General features: G+C 43.5%; 15 protein-coding genes. 9 read left to right on the top strand and 6 right to left on the bottom strand.

Annotated features, from left to right (window positions below; translation table 11 throughout):
- Window position 1 precedes the first annotated feature (1 nt).
- On the top strand, window positions 2-793 hold the full coding sequence (locus tag FO440_RS04350) for an ABC transporter ATP-binding protein (protein ID WP_144246995.1): 792 nt from the start codon (window positions 2-4) through the stop codon (window positions 791-793).
- A complete protein-coding gene (locus FO440_RS04345) occupies window positions 790-1,551 on the top strand; it encodes an MlaD family protein (RefSeq protein WP_144246994.1) in 762 nt (253 codons plus the stop codon). Before FO440_RS04350 ends, FO440_RS04345 begins: the two co-directional genes overlap by 4 nt.
- 55 nt (window positions 1,552-1,606) lie before the next feature.
- Here FO440_RS04345 and FO440_RS04340 read toward each other — a convergent pair whose 3' ends face one another.
- The 4 genes from FO440_RS04340 to FO440_RS04325 are packed head-to-tail and all read right to left on the bottom strand — an operon-like array spanning window position 1,607 to window position 6,357.
- Window positions 1,607-2,119 carry a glutathione peroxidase gene (locus FO440_RS04340; RefSeq protein WP_144246993.1) on the bottom strand — a complete coding sequence of 171 codons (513 nt, stop codon included), beginning with the start codon at window positions 2,117-2,119 and terminating at the stop codon, window positions 1,607-1,609.
- 38 nt (window positions 2,120-2,157) lie between these two features.
- A complete protein-coding gene (ybeY, locus tag FO440_RS04335) occupies window positions 2,158-2,589 on the bottom strand; it encodes an rRNA maturation RNase YbeY (protein WP_144246992.1) in 432 nt (143 codons plus the stop codon).
- Window positions 2,589-3,011, bottom strand: a complete 423-nt coding sequence (locus FO440_RS04330) for an ATP-binding protein (protein WP_144246991.1) — start codon at window positions 3,009-3,011, stop codon at window positions 2,589-2,591. The genes ybeY and FO440_RS04330 overlap by 1 nt, the downstream gene beginning before the upstream one ends.
- Before the next feature lies 1 nt (window position 3,012).
- The gene (locus FO440_RS04325; protein ID WP_144246990.1) at window positions 3,013-6,357 is read right to left on the bottom strand and encodes a DUF4175 family protein; all 3,345 of its coding nucleotides are present in this window, start codon (window positions 6,355-6,357) and stop codon (window positions 3,013-3,015) included.
- Between the two features lie 157 nt (window positions 6,358-6,514).
- Between FO440_RS04325 and FO440_RS04320 the strand changes: the two genes are divergently transcribed.
- From FO440_RS04320 to FO440_RS04295, 6 genes are all read left to right on the top strand, one after another.
- Window positions 6,515-8,512: a hypothetical protein gene (locus tag FO440_RS04320; protein WP_144246989.1), complete on the top strand. Its 1,998-nt coding sequence runs from the start codon at window positions 6,515-6,517 to the stop codon at window positions 8,510-8,512.
- A 17-nt stretch (window positions 8,513-8,529) separates the two neighbouring features.
- A complete protein-coding gene (locus tag FO440_RS04315; protein ID WP_144246988.1) occupies window positions 8,530-8,988 on the top strand; it encodes a hypothetical protein in 459 nt (152 codons plus the stop codon).
- A 111-nt stretch (window positions 8,989-9,099) separates the two neighbouring features.
- Window positions 9,100-9,534, top strand: coding sequence for a MarR family winged helix-turn-helix transcriptional regulator (locus FO440_RS04310; protein WP_144246987.1), 435 nt, complete (start codon window positions 9,100-9,102; stop codon window positions 9,532-9,534).
- 34 nt (window positions 9,535-9,568) lie between these two features.
- On the top strand, window positions 9,569-10,828 hold the full coding sequence (locus tag FO440_RS04305; RefSeq protein WP_144246986.1) for an MFS transporter: 1,260 nt from the start codon (window positions 9,569-9,571) through the stop codon (window positions 10,826-10,828).
- A 97-nt stretch (window positions 10,829-10,925) separates the two neighbouring features.
- Window positions 10,926-11,642, top strand: a complete 717-nt coding sequence (locus FO440_RS04300) for a hypothetical protein (protein WP_144246985.1) — start codon at window positions 10,926-10,928, stop codon at window positions 11,640-11,642.
- Window positions 11,643-12,090: 448 nt separating this feature from the next.
- Window positions 12,091-12,402, top strand: coding sequence for a hypothetical protein (locus tag FO440_RS04295; RefSeq protein WP_144246984.1), 312 nt, complete (start codon window positions 12,091-12,093; stop codon window positions 12,400-12,402).
- Between the two features lie 14 nt (window positions 12,403-12,416).
- On the opposite strand, the gene FO440_RS04290 is transcribed toward FO440_RS04295, so the two are convergent.
- Window positions 12,417-13,247: a sugar phosphate isomerase/epimerase family protein gene (locus tag FO440_RS04290; protein ID WP_144246983.1), complete on the bottom strand. Its 831-nt coding sequence runs from the start codon at window positions 13,245-13,247 to the stop codon at window positions 12,417-12,419.
- Between the two features lie 29 nt (window positions 13,248-13,276).
- Window positions 13,277-15,937 carry a PQQ-dependent sugar dehydrogenase gene (locus FO440_RS04285; protein WP_144246982.1) on the bottom strand — a complete coding sequence of 887 codons (2,661 nt, stop codon included), beginning with the start codon at window positions 15,935-15,937 and terminating at the stop codon, window positions 13,277-13,279.
- 352 nt (window positions 15,938-16,289) lie between these two features.
- On the opposite strand from FO440_RS04285, the gene FO440_RS04280 reads away from it, so the two are divergent.
- Entirely contained in the window at window positions 16,290-18,215 is a 1,926-nt protein-coding gene (locus tag FO440_RS04280; RefSeq protein ID WP_222103925.1) for a glycoside hydrolase family 97 protein, read from the top strand.
- The last annotated feature ends 53 nt before the right edge of the window (window positions 18,216-18,268 follow it).

Below are 18,268 nucleotides of genomic sequence, written 5' to 3'. Positions count from 1 at the left end.
CATGGAAGAGAAAGCAACAACTGCGGAGCCGAAAGAAAAGAAAACCCATGATAAACAGGAGGTGGTTATCGAGATCAAACATCTCAAGAAATCATTCGGCAATAAGGATGTTTTAAAGGACATTAACCTGGTTGTGCATCGCGGCGAAAACGTGGTGGTGCTGGGTAAATCGGGACAGGGAAAATCTGTTACCATACAATGTATTGTTGGTATGCTGACACCTGATGACGGAACTTTAAAAGTATTTGGCGAAGAAGTGCCCGGTTTAAAAGAGAAAGAATTAAAAGAACTGCGGATAAAGATCGGCTTTTTGTTCCAGAGCGGGGCTTTATATGATTCGATGACCGTGCGCGAGAACCTGGAGTTTCCGCTTACCCGGGTATTAAAGATAAAAGACCAGGCAGAGATAGATAAACGTGTTGAAGAGGTATTGGAGGGTGTTGGTTTAGCGGATGCTATCGATAAAATGCCGTCTGACCTGTCAGGCGGTATGCGCAAACGCGCCGGACTGGCAAGAACCCTCATTATCAAACCCGAAATCATGCTGTATGACGAGCCAACAACAGGACTTGACCCGATAACCTCGCGCGAGATCAGCGAGCTGATCCTGAACATGCAAAAGAAATATAAAACAACCTCTATCATCATTACCCATGATATGGAATGCGCCCGCATCACTGCGGATAGGGTAGTAGTAATGAACGATGGCGAATATATTGAGGAGGGCTCGTTTGACGGCCTTCAAAAATCAAAGAACAAAATTGTACAGTCATTTTTTAAAGATATATCATGAAAACAACTTCATCGCAGAAATGGAAAATAGGACTATTTACATTTATTGGTCTGCTGGTACTGATAGCCGCCATATTTTTCATCGGTAACCAAAAAAGCCTGTTTAGCGCCACCATTAAGCTAAGCGGAAATTTTAAAAACGTTAACGGCTTACAGGTAGGCAATAACGTACGCTTTGCCGGTATAAACGTAGGTGTGGTGAATGATATCAATATAATTAATGATACTACTGTACAGGTTATACTTACCATTGATGATGATGTTAAAAAGTTCATTAAAAAAGATGCAAAAATGAGTATTGGCAGCGATGGTTTGATGGGTGATAAGCTGATCGTGCTGATGCCGGGTGGCGCTAATACCACAGATATGGTTAAAGACGGCGACAAGATAGGCTCTGTGAACCCGGTTGATGTGGATAAGATAATAGGCAAGTTTACCAAAATGGCCGATAATGCAGGCTCGCTGATTGACGGATTATCGCAAATTGTAGCTAAAGTAAACGGCGGTAAAGGCAGCATTGGTCGTTTGTTAAATAATGATAAAATGGCCCGCGAAATGGAAAAGACAGTAGCCCAGGCAAAAACAACCATGCAAACGGTACATAAAACCACCAGCACGCTAAATGAAGATTTAACCGCGGCTCAGCATAATTTCCTGCTGAAAGGTTTCTTCAACAAGAAAAAGAAAGCCGAAAAGGCCCGGCAGGATTCGATAAAGAAAGCACAGAAAGAAGCCGATAAGAATGCGAAGAAGGACTAAACAAAAAAGCCACCCGAAAAGGTGGCTTTCTTATTATATGGTATGTTAAACGTGATTACAAATTGCCGGTAATAGCCGGGTCCATTGGTTTTACCGCAGAACGGAAGCGGTGGATAAGCTTGCCGTTTTCATCTAACAAAAATTTCTCAAAGTTCCATTTGATCTCGCCTGTAAAATCAGGGTTTTCTGCAGTGGTTAAGTATTTAAACAGTGGTGCAATGTCATCACCTTTAACACTTACCTTGGTGCTCATGGGGAAAGATACTTTGTAAAGGTCTGAGCAAAAAGTTTTGATCTCGGCATCAGTACCGGGCTCTTGCCCGCCAAAGTTATTTGCCGGGAAGCCTACTATAACCAATTTGTCTTTGTAGGTTTCGGCCAGTTGCTCTAAATCTTTGTACTGTGGCGTAAATCCGCATTTTGAGGCGGTATTTACCACTAATATTTTTTTACCTTTAAATTTGGCCAAAGAGAAGTCTTTGCCTTCAATGGTCTTCAGTTTAAAATCATAAACTGATGCCGGCGCGCTGACAAACAGTAGCGCGAAAAAAATTGCTAATATTTTCATAGTAATAAAATTGGGTTTCAGATTTGAATACAGTAAAATTAGCTAATAAATAAGCGTTTAGCCAAATAGTAGTCTTCTTTTTCTGTCATTTTTTTCTTGTCGGCCGGCGACTTGTCTGTGTAGCCCAGCAGGTGCAATGCGCCATGGATAATAACGCGGTGCAGTTCGTCTGTTTCAGGCACCTTAAAGATGGTTGCGTTCTCCTGGATACGGGGGATAGAAATGAAGATATCACCCGTTATTTCGCCTTCGTATTCAGAATTATCAAAGGTGATGATATCCGTATAAGTATCATGATCAAGGTATTGCTGGTTGATCTGCAGCAAATAAGCGTCCGAACAAAAAATATAAGTTAGATCCTGCAGCTTAAAACCCTCGGCAACAATGGTGTCATTGATCCATTGGCGTACCTTTATTTTATTTTTAAGCTTGTAGGTTATATCTTCTTCAAAAAACTGTACAGAGGGCATTATAATTTAAATAGCAGTTCAACCTCGTTACCCTTGGTGTTAAATACACATTGGTCTGCAAGGTGTTTAATAATAAAAACACCGCGGCCTGTCAGGTTTTCAAGATTTTCTTCGGCGGTTGGGTCGGGCAGGTGGTTATAATCAAAGCCTTCGCCTTCGTCTGTAATGGTCCAGGTAGATCGTTTTGGATCAACCTCAACGTTTACAATTACCAGTTTAGCAGGGTCCAGTTTATTACCATGCACAATAGCATTGGTAACCGCCTCATTAAGGCAGGTCATCATATTGGCAAAGATATCGTCACTAACATGATATTTGTCAGCAATTTCTTCTATAAGGTTTTCCAATACCGTAATACTCTCCCTTACAGAAGGAAGTTGCAAAGTATATAAGTCGGTTGATTGAATAGGTACCGGGTCCATGTTATTTGGCATTAAGTTGATCAAAATACGATTTTATTTTTTGCTTATAGAACAAATTAAGACCCGGGGTCACGGTTTTAATTTGCTCTGTTTGTTTTTCATTCAGTTGCTGATAGTCCTGCAGCGCTTTAATATAACCCGGCGGCATATCCGTTCCCACATGGCTCTCCCGTTGCTTATCCTGTTCCCGCTCCTGTTCGGCTTTTTCGGCCTCCAATAAGCGCGTATGGATCTCCTTTTGCCTGTTTAATGCCTCATCGGTTATTTTCCTGTTTACGATATCTTTGGCAGTTTGTTCCATTTGTTGCGATATTTTATCAGCATCCTTGATCCCGGCACCGCCATCCTTACTTAAATCATTGTTAATTTCCTGTAAAGATTGTCTTATCATTTCCTGCTCGCGGGCCATTTTTGCCAGTTGTTCGCTCATTTGGCCATGCTGGCTTTGCCCCATCGGGGTGTTGCCCTGCTTCTGCATCTGGTCGCGCATTTTCTGCATGTTCTGGCCAAGCTTCTCTTCCATTTGCCTTAACTGCGAAACCGACATCTGCTTGGATTTACCCTTACCGTTTTTCGAGTTCATTTTATTTTGCAGCTGCGATAAAGCGTCGCTTAGCATCAAAGCCAGGTTGTTCATAGATGTCATGGCATACTGCTGGTTGCGGTTTGCTTCGGCCGTGCGCCTGTCGCTTAAATTATCTATCGCGTTATCAATCTGCGTGTTAATTGCGCCAATTTCACGATTAACGGTCGATTGGATCTGCGGGATCCGCTTGCTCAATGCAAATAAACTGTCCTCGGCGGTCTTTAGGTTATCCTTTATGTTTTTCTGCGTTTGCGTTAAAGTTACATAATTAGGGTCTGCCATGCCAAGCCCTTTAAAAGATTCCATCACTTTTTCCTGGCTGAAAGAACTGTTCACTAAACTTTTTAACAACTCTCGCAGTTGTTTTACATCCACTTCGGTTTGCTTTGAATCCTGGTCCTCCTGGTCCTGTTCCATCTTTTGGGCAAGCTGCTGCATTTGTTTTGCCGACTCCTGCTGCGACTCCGACGCTTTTGATTTATTATTTTTAGACAATTGATCTGAACTTTGGTTCATATTATCCTCAATATTTTTTTCCTCGCTCTGGGGATTTTTAAAATCCTGCTTATTCTCGGCGTTGTCCAGGTCCTTTAAATTCTGCTTAATATCCTGGAACTCTTTATTCAGATTTTGCTGTTGCTGCTGCAGCCTGTCGGTTTGTTCTTTATCATTACCTGTTTTGGGCTGAGCGTCGGCCTGCTTGCTGTCTTCTGCTAATTTTTGCTGTTTTTCTGCCAGCTTTTTTAACTGGTTGATGTTTTGATTTAATTTTTGATCAAATTCCAGCTTTTTGTACAGGTCAAGCATGCGGTCAAGCTCCTTTTTAAGCGATTTATTATCCATCTGCATTTTGGATAATTCGTTGCGGGTGCCGTCTTTTTGCTCGTTCTGCATCAGTTGCTGTAATTTTTGCAGCAATTCTTTGGTTTTAGGGTCAAGCACATTGTTCAGCAAATTTTCAATTTGCTTTTGCTCGTCTAACAATTCCTTGTTTTGCTGCTCGGTCTCGCGCCTATTATAAAGGTTGTTTCTGTTTTCTTTCTGTATTTCTTTAACCAGATCTTCTAATTCTTTTCTTTTTTGCAAAAGATCATCTACCTGTTTCTTTTCATCGAATGACAGGGTGCTTTTATTCAACAGCATCTGGTCCATTTTTTTCGCGTCGCGCTCTACCTGGTCGGCCAGTTTAATAGCCGATTGCATTTTTTGTTTAACACCGGCTGTGCCTGCGTTTAACTCTGCCCGCATTTCGTTGGCATCCGGCACATGTAAGGTGCGCTCGGTGCTGCGGGCTTTTTTAGGTCCATTAACGTTGTCATTGTCGGCAACCTCAAAAAAGTAAGTCACCTGGTCGCCGGGTTTTATACCCAGTTCTTTCAGGTTCCAGAAATAAAAGAAATCAGACAGCGATTGGTTCAGGTTTGCTTTAACCGGTTTAACCAAGTCGTGCTCTGCGTTTTTATCGCCCGGCGCACCGATCCTGTAATGAAAGGTGAGTGACGAAAAACCATGATCATCCTGGATCTTACCGTTAAAATAAAATGCCTGGTGGCTAACCGAGTCGGGCTTTTCATCAACATTGATGGTTGGCGGCTCATCGGCAATGGTATTGATACGGTATGATGCCGAATCTGTTTTTTTAACCACCGCGTTTTGCGGGTTTAACTTGTAAACCGATGGCTTGTTAACCTGTTCGGTATGTTCAAAAACATCACTGCCCGCAGGGCTTAGCTCATACCGGCGGTTATTAATTTCAAAAGACAAAGTGGTTGCATTCTGCGTGTGGAACAACCACCTAACCGTTGTACCTGCCGGGATGGTCAGATCGCCGGCATTGGCCAGCGTTTCATTTTTTTTATGCAGATAAGCGGGGTATTTAAGCTCGACATCAAAAAGCAGTAAAGACGGGCGTAAGTTTACCTTGATTTCATACAGCGGCGATGTAAAGCCGTTACCAACTAACCTGAAACCGGTGTTTTGCTGCAGGTTGGTAAACAGGTAATGAAATTTGCTTACATTCTCTTTATCCAGCTTAAACGTGTTGTTGGCCGTTTCTACATAAACATCAGCAGGCAATTGGTTGCCGGTTAGTTTCAGGTCAAGTTTCAGGTCATCGCCCTGTACGGTTGAAAGGCTGCTGTTTAACACCACAAACTGAAAGGGTGTTACCGGCGCAAAGTATTCGTTATGCCTGATGATCTTTTTTGTGCTTTCAGTAAGGATAGACGGTGCGGCCAGGCCGATAACGATAATAACCGCCGCCGGGGCCAGGATCCACTTCAAATATTTTGAATTATCCTTTATGTTAACGGCCGATGGAAAGCGTACCGGTTTTAAATTCTCTATCTTTTGGTCTATACTGGCTTCTATCAGCAGGCGGTGGCGTTCGTCTTCGGTGGCCAGTTTTTTGAGTTGAAGTGTATTAAGCAGTTTGTCATTAATATCGGCAAAGTGTTTGCCTATAATTTCAGCGGCTTCGTCATGTGTTAAAGTGCTGCCCATTTTTAGCCAGGCCATTAAAGATGGGATGACCAGCCAGCCGATAAGACCCAGGTTAAGCAGGATAAATCCGTAAAAAAGTACCCCCCTAAAAAACGAATTAAAATTGCCGAAATACTCGCTTAAAGTGATTACAACATAGGCAGAAAACAGTCCCGCGCACAAAAATATCAGCCCCCGCAAAAGCTTGTTCAGATAATACTTCCTGATGAAAGTATTGATCTTGGCGATAAGTACGTCGTAATTTTCTGACGAATGCATAAATTCTCGCTAAAATAGCATTTATTAACTTATAACTAATAAACTCACCTGAAATATTGGGCTGTTGGATTTATAGACGAAACTAATATAAGCAAAAATTAAAAGAGAATAAAGGCAAATTTATGCACTATTTTTACTTTAAGATGAACCGTCAACCATGAACAGATCCAACGCTTTTTTGATCGTATTAGTGTTATGTTTTAATTCGATGCTTTGCCTTAAAACTGCTGCACAGGCTGTGCGACGCATTCCGCCGGAGGGTATTATAATAAACGATAACGATCGTGATGAATTGGGCGTCGGCCTGTTGCAATTAGGTAAGGCAATTGATTCGCTTAAGCAAAGAAAAGATCCGTTTATAAATTCGCTTTTACCTGATGTAATTATCTACTTCAAAGCGGTTGACTACGCGCTCAAATACCAGGAGTTTTTTGCAGCTAAGGATGTTATTTCCGGGAAGAAGCTTTTGCAGGAGGGCTTGGAGAGGGCTGCCGCGCTTAAGGACAAAAAAGCGCCGTGGACCACGCAGAAAGGCGAAGTGGTAAGGGGATATATTTCAAAGATAGATGGATCGGTGCAACCTTACGGGGTAACCGTGCCGGATAATTACGAAGCAAATGGACCGGCGTTCGATCTTTCGTTATGGTTTCACGGGCGAGGCGAGAACCTAAGCGAGGTAAATTTTATTGCCGATGGCAAAGGTTTTACGGGATCAATGCCTTCTATGAAAAACACCATTATGCTTTATCCCTACGGCCGTTATTGCAATGCCTTTAAGTTTGCCGGCGAGGTGGATGTGCTGGAAGCGCTGGCCGATGTGGAAAAAAAGTATAAAATCAATAAAAACGGATTGTTTGACCGCGGCTTCTCGATGGGCGGAGCTGCGGCCTGGCAGTTTGCCGTGCATTACCAGGACATGTGGCTGGCAGCAAATCCCGGTGCCGGCTTTTCTGAAACGTTTGATTTTATGCTGAAATACGGGCATGAAGAGCTACACCCAACCGGGTATGAAAAAACCTTATGGCATTTGTATGATTGCACCGACTATGCAAGTAATTTATCAAACCTTCCGCTTTATGCCTACAATGGCGACAAAGACCCGCAGCAGCAAGCGGCGGATATTATGGAAGTTGCCATGAAAAAGGAAGGTTTAAAGCTTAACCGGATCTGGGGTAAAGATATGGGCCATGGATATACCAAAGCCGCTGCTAAAACTGTGGATAGCCTGCTGGCCATAGACCAGGCGAAAGGCAAAAATCCGCCACCGGCAGAAATTCATTTTACCACTTATACACTGAAGTATAACAGCTTGTATTGGCTGCGCTTGGACGCGCTGAGTCAGCACTGGAATAAAGCACGAGTGGATGGGAACATTAAAGGAAACACAATTACACTTAAAACAGAGAACGTAGCGGCTATAAGTTTAATCAATCAGCAATTACCGGAGTCGTTTAAAAACAATCGATCATTCGACTTGAAAATAGATGATGAGACATTGAAAATTAATGCGTTTAAAGATGCTGAATTATCATTCCACGTGGAACATGGGAAATGGATACAGGGACCGGCAATAGCTAAACTTGCTAAAAGGCATAATCTTCAAGGCCCGATAGACGACGCCTTCATGTCGGCATTTATTGTGGTTAAGCCATCGGGCACCAGCAGCAACGCGTTGTTTGATAAATGGAGCAAGGCCGAAATGAACCGGTTTATTGAGCAATGGCGGGCACAGTTTAGAGGTGATGCTATTGTAAAAATGGACACCGCTATCACGACTGAAGATATGAAATCGAACCTGATAGTTTTTGGTGATAAACAGAGCAATAAATTTTTAGCTAAATTTAAAGAGTACGACTTGCCCTTTATTATCAACAATACCGAAATCATACTAAACAAGCAATATAAATACCCGGCTAAAGACCATGCCCTGGCAATGATCTATCCCAACCCTTTAAATAAAGAGCATTATATTGTTTTAAACAGTGGGTTCACTTTTAGAGAAGACGCGTATTTAAACAATTCAAAACAGATCCCTATGCTGCCCGACTGGGCGATAATTGACCTGAATACACCGCCTGACGCCGTGCATCCCGGAAAAGTAGTAAGCGCCGGATTTTTTGGTGAGCATTGGGAATGGCAAGGGCCCACCGAATAGTATTAAATTTTAGTACAATGGCAAAAGCAGACAATACCGATCTTTTAGTTTTCCTTCGCCCATTTTCGCCGCGAATGCAGGAACTGGCTTTGTGGCTGCGTGATTTTGTCTGGGATGAATATCTTGATTGCAATGAGCTCATCTATGATAATTACAACGCATTGGCTTTTGGCTGGTCGTTATCGCATAAGCTGGGCGACACCTTTTGTTCAATAGGGGTTTATAGTAACGAAACCACTCATTTTGGCTTTTACTGGGGCGCGCATATTGCCGACCCGCAGAAAATTCTTTTAGGCGACGGTAACCAATACCGCTATGTCCGTATTAAAGAAAAGGCAGACCTTCCACAGCAATACATTAAGGAACTTATGGCTAACGCTTACCAATTCTGCGTTGATAAAGCCAAAGACGTGCACAAAGCACCAAAAGGAACAACCGTTACCAAATCTGTTTCGCCTAAAAAGAAACGGCCGTGAATGACCGGGTTAAAAACAACTTCATAATAACCAAATTTACCGTCGTGTGATAAACCTCCTAAATTCTTGCATTATATTTGTAAGGTAAACTTATTAGTTTATCTTACTATAATGGATAACAATAATTTAGAATTTGTTTCGGACCTGCGCACTGTTGTGGGCCGGTTAATAAAAAAACTCCGCAAAGAGTCGCAGACGGCGCAGTTGCTCTCTTTAACCGAGCGGTCGGTAATGGGCCTGCTTTACCAGTATCAATCTATGCTGCCAAGCGAACTTGCTGCTACGGAGAAGATCACCAATCAATCCATGTCTGATATTTTAAGGCATTTGCTGCAATTGGGCTTTATCACCCGTACCGCCTCTGAACAGGATAAGCGAAAGGTAAACATCAGTTTATCCGCCGAAGGCGAAAAGATATTATTACAAATGCGCAGTGAGCGCGATCACTGGTTAACCCAGGCCATTACCGCTACCTGCACACCCGAAGAACAAGAATTTTTAAAAACATCAATCAGCATACTTACCAAAGTTGTTGAATTTGAGTAAACCCGGTTTGAGCGGGCGATAAGAAGAGAAAGAAATGGACATCACTACCTTTAGGGCTTTTAAAAGCCGCAACTACAGACTATATTTTACAGGGCAATCCGTATCATTAATTGGTACCTGGATGCAAAAAACCGCTGTAAGCTGGGTTATTTATACGCTTACCCATTCTACCTTCATGTTAGGTGTAACACTGTTTGCCAGCCAGTTCCCGTCGTTTTTATTTTCGCTGATGGGCGGCGTGGTGTCAGACAGATATAACCGGTATAAGGTTTTATTAATGACCCAGATCGCATCCATGATACAAGCCGTGCTGCTGGCCACCTTGATCTTACTGAAACATTACGAGGTTTGGGAGATATTGACACTGAGCGTTATGCTGGGGATCATTAACGCGTTTGATGTACCCGCCCGGCAATCGTTGGTTTACGAGATGGTAGAGGATAAGAGCGATCTGCCGAATGCACTGGCGCTTAACTCGTCCATGGTAAATCTATCGCGGCTGATAGGCCCGGCCATAGCGGGTTTGGTGTTGGAAGGTTTGGGCGACGGCGCTTGTTTTATCGGTAATGCCATCAGCTTTATTGCCGTTATCGGCTCATTGCTGATGATGCGCTTGCCCAAATATGTAGATAAACCGCACCCCAAAAATGTATTCGGCGAATTGCGCGAAGGCTTTGCCTACATTAAACGTACGCCGTCCATCATGTTTGTGCTGATCATGCTGGCATTGATCAGTTTAATGGTATTGCCGTTCAGTACATTGATCCCTTACTACGCAAGAGACGTTTTTAAAGGCACCGCGACAACCTTTGGCATTATCGACAGCTTTATCGGTTTAGGCGCGTTTTCGGGCGCTATTTTCCTGGCTTCGCAAAAAACGGGCGCCAACCTTAAAAAGATCTTATTCATTAATACGCTGGTATTTGGTACCGGCCTGGTGCTTTTTTCGCATGAGCATAACTACGCGCTCGCGCTGTTGTTTGTCACTATTGCCGGCTTTGGTATGATGTCGCAGATAACGGTGAGCAATACACTGATTCAAACTACTGTCGCAGCCGATATGCGTGGCCGGGTGATCAGCTTTTACGCCATGGCATTTTTCGGCATGCAGCCATTGGGCGGCTTGCTGGTTGGTGCTATATCAAAATGGGTAGGAACTACCGACACCCTGATGGGCGAAGGCATTGCAGCCCTGTTAATAGGCATGCTGCACTGGCGCTACCTGCACCGCGAAAAATTAAAAGCCAAGCGTAAGCTTGAAGCAGTTGCACCGCCGGTGGTGCATGCGGTTTAAGTGTTAAAATACGTACAGGTTAAAATATGTTAAACTTAACCGGGGCTGTTTTTAATGCGTTATTTTAGCTAAGCTTAATCAAGTCTTATCGAAACAGATGCGTTTAACAGCCCTTGCTATACTTTTTCTTTTTACCACAGGCTTAACCCATGCGCAAAGCATCCTGAAAGGACGTGTTATGGAGCTGCATAATGATGTCTTGCTATCGGGTATTAAGGTTGAAAATCAAACCCAAAATATCAGTACCTACAGCGATCCACATGGCAACTTTTTGATCAAAGCAAAAAAAGGCGACCTGCTCTGTTTCTCCGGGTTAAATTATATGACCGATACGGTTTACTTAACCAGCTTGAAATACCAGGTAATTTTGCTGCAGTTAAAACTCAATCAACTTAACGAAGTGCAGATCAGTACGGGTGATGCAAACGTGGGGTCATTCGGACATATTGTAACAACCGGCCCGTTGGGCAGCCATACGGTACAATACCAGGAAGGCGGCGGAGTAACAATTAAGATCTTCGATTCGCATTCGGACGCTAAAAAGCGGGAGAAGATTGAACGGTTGGAACGTGATGGCGAAAAAGACAGAAAGATCAGGGAAGTCTTTAATGCGCAAAATTTGAAGAACTACGTGCCCATAACCGGCCAGGAGCTAAGCAACTTCATATTTAAATACACGCCCGATATCAAAACCTATTACGACAAAAAATTTAATCTAAGCCTTTATATCAACGAAAGCTACCAGGACTTTTTAAAGATCCCCGAAGAGAAAAGGAGGTCGACCACTTTCAGTCAATTAAACAACGCGGAGTAATATTACAGGTTAATTAAAAACAACAAAGCCGCATTGTTATATGCGGCCTTGTTTTCTGTATGTGGATATTAATTAGGGGCAAAATTTATTCCAAAAATGTCCTCATTTGGTTAAAAAAGGGCCGAAAGACTCTCGCAGTATTTCGACCCTACATCTACCTATGAAAAACAACCCTTTGGGAGGGCTACTATTGATTAGTCAAAAGAAATGCCAATTGTAACACGGCTGTTACATAAAGGTAAAAAAAGATATTTTAATTCCTAATAAAAATTTTGATGAAGAAAAATTTCCCCATTGATGGAGAATTTTACACGAAAAGGCAACAGAAAATTTCCCCAAAAGCAAAATTAAGCCGGAAATATTAAGCAATACTAAATACCAAATAATTGATAGCTGGTCAAAAAGACAGAAACTTCAAACTATTGCATAATAGTGTTGTTAAATGATTATGGAGTACAATGTATATCTGTTAGCAACCGATCCGAATAACCCGTGCAGAGATGTAATTCATTCAAGGGACACAGATTTAAAAATCAGGGTGTATTGCCTGAGTGAAGACAGTTTTCAACCTAACCCTAACGAGATCCAATTGTTTGGGTATGCGCACAGCAAGTTGTATGCTTTTGAAACGATAGATATCTCGTCAGAAGACGCGCTTGATGTGGTAGGCGCTATACAATGGTATGCCGACTATATTGAATACCCGGATATGGAAATATTGCCCGAGGACCCACGCCCCGGGCATAGTGTAGCAATGTAATTAATAATTAAGCCTTAAACAGACTTAAGGTATTCCATATTTAACTTCATGCTGGCTAATGCCGAGCCTGCAGGATACTCTTCCTGCTCGATAAAGAAATATTTCATACCGGCTTCTTTGCTGTGATCCAATAAACCTTTTATATCTAATGAGCCTTTACCAAACTCAACGCTGTTTTTGCCTTTCATGTCTTTTAAGTGCCATAGCGGGAAACGCTGACCGTACTCTTTAAAGTAAGCCAAAGGATCTTTACCGGCGGCAACTACCCAGCCCAGGTCCATTTCCATGTGTACCAGTTCAGGGTCTGTATTTGCAAGCAATACATCATATAATACCAGGCCTTGATCGGTTTTAAATTCGTAATCGTGGTTATGATAGCCAAATTTTAAACCGGCATCAGCACATTCCTGGCCGGCTTTATTAAAGCGCTCGGCTATTTTTTGGTAATTCTCAACTGTATCGCCTGCAAATGGAATTACAGAGCATACCAGGTATTCTTGTCCTGATTCGGCCGCTGCGGCTATTGTTTTTTGCCAGTTATCGTCAATTGTACAATGAGCACTGCGTAGGGTCAAACCTAAATCTTTACAGGTTTTTTTCATTTCCTGTGGTGTTAACCCATAAAATAAACCCTTGCTGCTTGCTGCCGATTCAACCTGTTTAATGCCCAGGTCAGCAATTACTTTCAATGTGCCTTTTGGGTCGGCCAGCATTTCGTCGCGAAATGTGTAAAGCTGTATGCCCGGGTTACTAACAGATTTTGGTGCAAATTTATAAGAGGATAACAAAACCGATCCTACGGCTAATGCCCCCATGTTTTTAAGGAAGTCCCTACGCTTGTTCATTGTTTTCAAAATTTAATGTTAATGTATTATCAATTATCGTCGTTGAATTTAATGGAACGCACCGCAACCGGTGGGCCGTTAAACACAAAATATAAGTCGTTTATGCCTTGTCCGGCAGGTATGCTTATACCGCCTTCATAAGTGCCTGTTGCTATCAGTTTGCCCTGTGCAGAGCCTGCACGCAGTTCAACCGCGCCGCTGCTGCCGCCGGTAACAAAGGTTATATGCTTAATGCCGGTAAGATCTGTGCGGTTAAAGCTTAACCATGCGCCCTGCCCTTTAATGTTGGCATTGTTTTCAACAAATTTAACCCCGCTTGATGCGCTTGCTTTGCTTGCCGGCAATGTCGACGCGTTTAAAACAACTATCTGTTCGCCGCTTTGTGCCGGCATGCCCTTAGCGCCACGGTCAGTATACGCTGCGCGGAGTATAAAGCTTCCATCCTGGTTTTTTCCTTCGGGAACGGTAGTAGTATAAGTGCCGCTAACCGGTAGCGGTTTGGCTTTTGGCGGTGCGTAAGCCAGGTTCAATACATATTTTACAATAGATTTCACGTCACCGTCAGACAAGCCGGGGTGTGCAGGCATCATCGCGTCGCCCCAGTTGCCCGAGCCGCCGGTTACTATCTTTTTAGCCAGCCTGTCAGGGGCACCGGCATCGTCTTTATATTTCAACGCCACCTGGGTGAATGATGGCCCCAATACTTTTTCTGTTACCGAGTGGCATGAGCGGCAATCGTTTTTAGCAATGATAGCCCATCCGCCGGATGCGTCGGCATTTGCATCAGCAGCGCCTTGTTTAGAGGCAATGGCGGTCATGTTATAGCCCTCAGAAAGATAATCGGCAGTTACCGCTACTTTTGCCGGCGCGATACGTTTGTTGGCCAGGCTGCCGTCTTCTTTATCAACTACGCTTACATTGTAGCTTAACGTTTTGCCCGGGAAGAAGAAACTTGAGTTACCTGCCGTAATGTTAAACTTAACCACAGGCGGTTCATTACCCGCTTTAACCTCGACAGATTTACTATTTTTAGCGCCCTTTGAATCGGTTACAGTAAGCAGGGCCTTGTAAGTACCCGGCGCGATAAATGTTACCGATGGATTTGCCTGCGCGATGGTTTTAAACGGAGCGCCATTGCGGGTTATCTTCCAGGAGTAAGTTAGTTTGTCGCCTACGTCGGCATCTGTTGTTCCTGCTGATGACAGGCTAACTTTAAGCGGTACGCCACCGGCAGTTTTATCAACAGCGGCCTGTACCTGTGGTTTGCGGTTACCGCCGTTATATTCAATGCGGATCAGTTCTGCTTCGGGGTTATCTTTAAAATAACCGTTACCATATTCTAAAACATAAAGATCACCGCTTGGGCCAAACTTCATATCAATAGGGCCGCGCAATTTAAAATCAGGTAAAAAGCGTTCCATACCCACATAATTACCATCCTTGTCAATGCTCACTACGTTTATCCAGCCACGCACCCAATCAGTAATGAACCATTTACCTTCATAGTATGATGGAAACGGCCTTGGCGCGCCTGTAAAATCATCAGCATGAAATATCGGGCCGCCAACCGCGCTGTCACCGCCGCTTTCAAGCAGCGGGAACTTGGTGCTTTTTTGTTTGGAATAATAAATAAAGGCCGGAGTTGCCGGAGGCAGGTCTGTTAAACCGGTATTGTTGGGAGATGTGTTTTTTGGATGCGCGGCATCAAACCACTCGCCCGATTTTTTAGTCTCGAAGTTATAATGGTTGTAAGCCAGGTTATCGGCAACAAAATATGGCCAGCCGTAAAAGCCCGGCTTTTTAGCCTGGTTAAACTCGTCGTATGATTGCGGGCCGCGGTTTTGAAAATCGTCGGTACTGCCATCCGGGCCAACCTCGCCCCAGTATAACCAGCCGGTTTTACTGTCTATAGTTAAGCGCCATGGGTTACGGTTACCCATGGTATAAATTTCGGGACGTGTTTTTGGTGTTCCTTTCGGGAACAGGTTTCCTGCCGGGATGCTGTAAGTACCATCAGCTTCCGGGTGAATGCGCAGGATTTTTCCGCGCAGGTCGTTAGTATTTGACGCGCCTTTTTGCGAATCCTCAGGCGACATGTTCGGGCGCTCATCAAGCGGGCTAAAACCGTCAGACGCGCGCGAGAAGGTGTTATCACCTGTACTTAAATAAAGGTTCTTGTTTTTATCGAACACCATACCGCCGCCAACGTGGCAGCATTCGTAACGTTGTACAACAACATCTAACAGGTGTTTACGTGAGCTTTCATCCAGCGGGCCTTTACCATCCCAGGTATACCTGTCTAAAGAGTTTTTAGGGTCGTTACCGGCAGGCGAGTAGTAAATGTAGATCCAGTGGTTCTTGTAAAAATCCGGGTCTAAGATCACACCCTGCAAACCATCTTCGGCCTCGCTTACTTCGCCGGTTTGGCTTACATACTTGGTGCTCACGGCAAATTCATGGATGATAGAGATCTTCTGAGTGGCCGGGTCATACAATTTTAGCTTGCCCTTGCGCTCGGCATAGATCACTTTACCGTCTTTTAAAATTTGAAATTGCATAGGCTCTTCTATACGTTGAGCCAGTACCACTTTTGTAAAGCGGTTGTCCTCGGGCTTAACAGTTGATTGGGCCGAAGCTGTTAAAAATGTAGCGGCTATTAGTAAGCCTGAAAGTAAAAAACGTTTACGCATAACATTTGATTGGAAAGATAGCAATAAAAACAGGTTTTTGTTGAGAGTTAAGGGTTTATATCACCAATTTTTTACAAAAAACTAAATTTGTTACAAAAGGATGATGATTTAGCGGAAACAAACATATTTAAAATCCTTCATGAAACGTCATAGACAGACAATATGATATAAAAGTTTTTCAATATAAATGCTTTCCCTGTTCAGGAGGCAAATTATAGCCTGAACTTGTATATACAATTTCGCCACGTTAAAATTGTTTGATACATTAGCGTAACCACCAATTATATTTTTCCTGATGAAGTTGTTTAAAAATCTGTACTGGGTTGCCCTGTGTTTTATAAGCTTGCCTGTTATGGCGCAAAAGCGTGTTACGCTTAAATCGCCGGATGGAAACATCTTGTTTTCATTTACGGTAACCAAACAGAAGCCCGTATACCAGGTAAGCTATAAAGGCAAGCAACTCATTCAAAACTCCGGCCTGGGTCTGGCATTTAAAGACAGCGGTAATTTTGCTGCCGGTCTGAATATGCTTAAACCAATCTATAAAACCGGCAACGAGCAGTATGACCTTGTGCTGGGCAAAACCAAACACGTTAACAGCAACTACCAGGAAGTTACAATTCCGCTGGTTGAGTCAGCAGCGGCTAAAAGAACCATCAATATAGTAGTGCGGGCATTTAATGACGGGCTGGCTTTTCGTTATGAGTTTCCGCAGCAAAAAAACTGGACTGCCTATACCTTAACCGACGAGAACACCGAGTTTAATATAGCAGGCAACCCGCAACTACGTGTATTGCAATTTGATAATTATATCAGCGCCCACGAGGGCCTGTATGATAAAATGTCCTTTAACGAGCTAAAAGAAAATAAACTGGTTGACCTGCCGGCCCTGTTCGAGTTTCCAGGTAAAGTGTACATGGCTGTTACCGAAGCCAACCTGCGCGATTATTCCGGTATGTATTTAGGCAAACACAATAACGGACTGATCAGCAAACTCTCGCCATTGCCGGGGCAGCAGGAAATTAAGGTAAAGGCTATCATCCCGCACCATACTCCGTGGCGGGTAATGATGATCAGCGACAGGGTGGGCGCGCTGATAGAGTCAAATATCCTGACCAGCTTAAACGAGCCCTCAAAAATTAAAGATGTATCATGGATAAAGCCCGGTAAAACATCGTTTCACTGGTGGAATGGGGATGTATTGCCCGACACCTCATTTATGCCGGGCGTAAATTTTGAGACTAACAAATACTACATTGATTTTTGCGCGCGTAACCATATCGAATATCATTCGGTAATTGGCTATGGCGGGTTTGCCTGGTACAGCAATAACTGGCCGGGCTATGGCGAACCTGGTACTTACGCCGATGTGACCAAACCCGTAGGCTCATTGGATATGCAAAGGGTCTGTGATTATGCAAAACAGAAAGGCGTAGGTATTCATGTTTGGGTACATTGGCATGCGCTATACCCGCAGCTGGACAGCGCTTTTACTCAATTTGAAAAATGGGGTATAAAGGGCATGATGGTTGACTTTTTAAACCGCGACGATCAGTTGATGGTAAAGATCCAGGAAGAGATCTTGCAGAAAGCAGCACAGCACCACTTGTTCATTCAGTTTCATGGTGCTTATAAGCCAACCGGCTTAAGCCGGACATATCCCAACGAATTTACCCGCGAAGGAAGTTATAATTACGAGAACAATAAATGGCGCACAACAGGTATTTCGCCAGAGCATGATTTGGATATTGCCTTTACCCGCCTTTTGGCCGGCCCTACAGATTACCATTTAGGGGGCTTCAGGGCCGTACCGCCCAACGATTTTAAAACACATTTTATCAGGCCGATGATGATTGGTACGCGCTGCCATATGCTGGCCATGTATGTGGTGATGGAAAGTTACCTGCACATGGTTGCCGACTATCCGCAGGCTTATGAAGGACAGCCCGGCTTTGATTTTGTGAAAAATGTGCCGACCGTTTGGGATGAAACCAAAGTTTTAAATGCCGAACCCGGCCAATACCTTACCCTTGCCCGCCGCCATGGTAACGACTGGTATATAGGCACCATTAATAACAGCCAGCCGCGTAAATTAACCATCCCGTTAAATTTCCTGCCTGACGGAACCTACAAAGCAGAGGTTTACCAGGATGATAACGAAACCACTAAAGACCCGAATCACCTCACCAAACAAAATAGTACACTTAAAAACGGGGATATTTTAACTGCTCCGCTTGGTTGCGGGGGCGGGCAGGTAGTGCGATTGGTTAAACAATGATCAATAAATGCAATGTATATGCCTGTAAATCAACAAATAGCATTATTATTTAA

Source organism: Mucilaginibacter corticis (assembly GCF_007558865.1).
Taxonomy (GTDB): domain Bacteria; phylum Bacteroidota; class Bacteroidia; order Sphingobacteriales; family Sphingobacteriaceae; genus Mucilaginibacter; species Mucilaginibacter corticis.
The sequence above is the reverse complement of the archived record's forward strand: the minus strand, read 5'-3'. Positions and strand labels throughout refer to the sequence as shown.

Excerpts from the sequence above, each read along its gene's own strand:
- FO440_RS04350 (WP_144246995.1), top strand. The coding sequence starts at position 2 with ATGGAAGAGAAAGCAACAACTGCGGAGCCGAAAGAAAAGAAAACCCAT.
- FO440_RS04345 (WP_144246994.1), top strand. The coding sequence starts at position 790 with ATGAAAACAACTTCATCGCAGAAATGGAAAATAGGACTATTTACATTT.
- FO440_RS04340 (WP_144246993.1), bottom strand. The coding sequence starts at position 2,119 with ATGAAAATATTAGCAATTTTTTTCGCGCTACTGTTTGTCAGCGCGCCG.
- ybeY (WP_144246992.1), bottom strand. The coding sequence starts at position 2,589 with ATGCCCTCTGTACAGTTTTTTGAAGAAGATATAACCTACAAGCTTAAA.
- FO440_RS04330 (WP_144246991.1), bottom strand. The coding sequence starts at position 3,011 with ATGGACCCGGTACCTATTCAATCAACCGACTTATATACTTTGCAACTT.
- FO440_RS04325 (WP_144246990.1), bottom strand. The coding sequence starts at position 6,357 with ATGCATTCGTCAGAAAATTACGACGTACTTATCGCCAAGATCAATACT.
- FO440_RS04320 (WP_144246989.1), top strand. The coding sequence starts at position 6,515 with ATGAACAGATCCAACGCTTTTTTGATCGTATTAGTGTTATGTTTTAAT.
- FO440_RS04315 (WP_144246988.1), top strand. The coding sequence starts at position 8,530 with ATGGCAAAAGCAGACAATACCGATCTTTTAGTTTTCCTTCGCCCATTT.
- FO440_RS04310 (WP_144246987.1), top strand. The coding sequence starts at position 9,100 with ATGGATAACAATAATTTAGAATTTGTTTCGGACCTGCGCACTGTTGTG.
- FO440_RS04305 (WP_144246986.1), top strand. The coding sequence starts at position 9,569 with ATGGACATCACTACCTTTAGGGCTTTTAAAAGCCGCAACTACAGACTA.
- FO440_RS04300 (WP_144246985.1), top strand. The coding sequence starts at position 10,926 with ATGCGTTTAACAGCCCTTGCTATACTTTTTCTTTTTACCACAGGCTTA.
- FO440_RS04295 (WP_144246984.1), top strand. The coding sequence starts at position 12,091 with ATGGAGTACAATGTATATCTGTTAGCAACCGATCCGAATAACCCGTGC.
- FO440_RS04290 (WP_144246983.1), bottom strand. The coding sequence starts at position 13,247 with ATGAACAAGCGTAGGGACTTCCTTAAAAACATGGGGGCATTAGCCGTA.
- FO440_RS04285 (WP_144246982.1), bottom strand. The coding sequence starts at position 15,937 with ATGCGTAAACGTTTTTTACTTTCAGGCTTACTAATAGCCGCTACATTT.
- FO440_RS04280 (WP_222103925.1), top strand. The coding sequence starts at position 16,290 with ATGGCGCAAAAGCGTGTTACGCTTAAATCGCCGGATGGAAACATCTTG.